Source organism: Micromonospora sp. HNM0581, assembly GCF_012726175.1.
Lineage (GTDB): Bacteria > Actinomycetota > Actinomycetes > Mycobacteriales > Micromonosporaceae > Micromonospora.
The window spans coordinates 1-2554 of record NZ_JAASAD010000051.1 but is presented as its reverse complement, the minus strand read 5'-3'; the positions used below and the strand labels follow the sequence as shown (position 1 = coordinate 2554).

Annotated in this window: 1 protein-coding gene and 2 pseudogenes; all 3 read right to left on the bottom strand. The window is 65.4% G+C overall.

Features of this window, described 5'->3' with window-relative positions; all coding sequences use genetic code 11:
• Window positions 1–151 precede the first annotated feature (151 nt).
• Window positions 152–871 (bottom strand): hypothetical protein, encoded by a 720-nt coding sequence (locus HCA58_RS23010; RefSeq protein ID WP_169600142.1) that lies wholly within the window; start codon window positions 869–871, stop codon window positions 152–154.
• Window positions 872–1243: 372 nt separating this feature from the next.
• A pseudogene (locus HCA58_RS23005) lies at window positions 1244–2179 on the bottom strand (DDE-type integrase/transposase/recombinase); the annotation flags it as partial.
• Between the two features lie 70 nt (window positions 2180–2249).
• Window positions 2250–2554, bottom strand: a pseudogene (locus tag HCA58_RS23000) (hypothetical protein); the annotation flags it as partial.

Genomic DNA, 2554 nt, shown 5'->3' with positions numbered 1-2554 from the left:
GATGGACCATGCGCTGGAAGGCACCCCTGAACGCCTTCCAGGTCGCCTTCGAGGGCCGACTCACCCCGGCCAACGACTGACCACCTCAACAACCAAGATCAGCCGTTAACTTGACAGACCCTCAATAAGGCCTTACCCGAGATGCAGGAACTTACTTGCCGCCGAGAAGCTTCCGATGGACGTCGTTGAACCTCTCGTTGTACGGCTTCGAGCAGTCGGCATGGTGCGCGTACGCCGCGTCCGACAGCTCGTGGCCCGCCTCCGTGCTCAGCTTCTCGGCCTGGAGACCCACGTACTCATAGAATGAGTCGATCGACCTGATCTGGTGTCGGTGCGCTGCCATGCACGCGAGATACTCGTTTTCGGCCGTCCGCACGGACGGGTCAGACTTAGCTTGGGCGAAAATGGTCTCCGCGCGCTTGAGCCCGGCGTCCAGGTCCACCCTGGCGGCTGCTTGAAGTGTGCTGTCGAAACAGCCTGCGGACTCATCGGTGCCCCACAGTGCGTCACCCCAGGCGCGCTGCCGCTCGGGTGGCAACTGGGACACGATCAGCTCGTTCGGGTCAGAAGCGTGATTCCGTGATGCCTCGGTAGCTTCGATTACCGCGGCCTTGACGTCGCCTCCCTTGGCCTCCGCCGCAGCGCGCGCCTCTTCGACGATCAGGTCGCGCGCAACACCGACTGAGTAGTCAAATCCGCGGCTTTCCATGCAGTCTGCAACCAGCCGTTGGTGGCGGAGCACCTGGTCACGTAGGGAGCTCGGCTTCTCACCGTGCGCGGCTGGTTGGAGAAGAATCGAGGCGCCTATCGTCGCTGCAATGAGTGCAGCCACCGTGAGCAGCGCATGATTACGGCGTTTCACGTTATTCATGACGGCAGTCCTTCTGGTCAGACGTAGATTTGGAGGAAAGCGTTGGACCTGCCGTATGCGGACTGGTACCTGTTGTGCGTATGGGTGCGGTCGGTCTGGTTGATCTTTATGCACCCTTCGGAGCGATAGTTGGAGTCTGACCATCCGGAGGTCCCCTGAGAGTGGATGAACAGCTCCGTCCTGGTGGTGCTACCGCCCGCGCACTTCTTCGAGCCGAGCTCCCAAACCCACCCGCGAACGACCGTGCTGCCCCAGGTCTTGTTGTAGTGAGCGAAACGGGTGCTGTCCCTTGCGTCCGCCCAGTAGTAACCGTCGGGGAGCCAGCCCCGGTTGGTCAGGCGGAACGTGTCAAGGGATTGAGGCCAACGGGAGTTAGGCGGCTTGCAGTTGAGGCTGATCTTCCTGGTCGGGCTGGTTGATCCAGACCTGCTTGGGCAGGTCAAGGATCTTGGGCAGTGGCCGGCTGGTGCCGAACCGTTCCGGATGCGCGGTGTGGGCCGTGGCGAGGGTGTCCTCACGACCGGCGCGGACCTGGTGGTGGCGGCCGTGGTGGATGTCAGCGGGGGTGTGTAAGCCGATCCCGGAGTGCCGGTGGGCGTGGTTGTACCAGGTCACGAACTCGGCCATGAACGCCCGCGCGTCCGTGAGGGACGCGAACCGGTCCGGGAAGACCGGCGCGTACTTGAGCGTCTTGAACCAGGCCTCGGAGAACGGATTGTCGTTGGAGGTCTTCGGCCGTGAGTGCGACCGGGCCACTTGAAGGTCTTCGAGCAGGTCAGCGACCGATTTCGAGGTCATCGAGGTACCCCGGTCGGCGTGCACGACGTGCGGGACGCCGTGAACGTCGAACACCTCGCGCATCATGTTCTCGGCGAGCGGGCCGGACTCGCGGGCGTGGACCCGGACGCCGACGATGTACCGGGAGTAGATGTCGATCATCACGTACGCATCGAAGTAGACTCCTTTCACCGGGCCGGCGAGTTTGGTGATGTCCCAGGTGTAGACCTGCCGCGGTGCGTCGGCGACCAGTTCGGGGCGTTGCCGGGCCGGGTGCCGGGCCAGCCGGCGACGCTCGCGGACCTGCTCGTGCTCGCGCAGCAGCCGGTACATGGTCGCGATCGAACCGACGTAGACGCCCTGGTCCAGCAGTGCCGCGTAGACCTGCGCCGGGGCCGCGTCGACGAACTGCGCGCTGTTCAGCAGCCGTAGGACCTTCTCACGCTCGGCCGGGGTGAGCGCGTTCGCCGGTGGGCGCCGCGCCGGCCGGGCCGGTGTCGGCCGCCGCCGGTCGCGGTCCGCACTGGACCGGCGATCCCGGTCAGCCGTTTCGCCTGCCTCGTCGCGATGTTCGCGCTGGTCAGCTGGTGGTAGGTGGCCATCAGCGTCTGCCGAGCCCGAACACGTCCGGATCGTCCGGCTCGCTCCTGGAGATGTCCTCCAAGAGCTCTCGTGCTTTTCCCATGATCGTCAACGCCGTCTCCGTGCGCGCCAGCTTCGCCTGCGCCAGCTGCAGCTCACGGCGCAGCCGGGCGATCTCCGCCTGCTCCGCCGACGGCCGACCAACCGTCTGGCCGGCCGGTTTGCCCTGCAACAGCCCGGCATCACGGGCCCGGCGCCACTCGGTCATCAACGACGAGTACAAGCCCTCCCGCCGCAGGAACGCCCCGCCCTCACCGGCCGCGA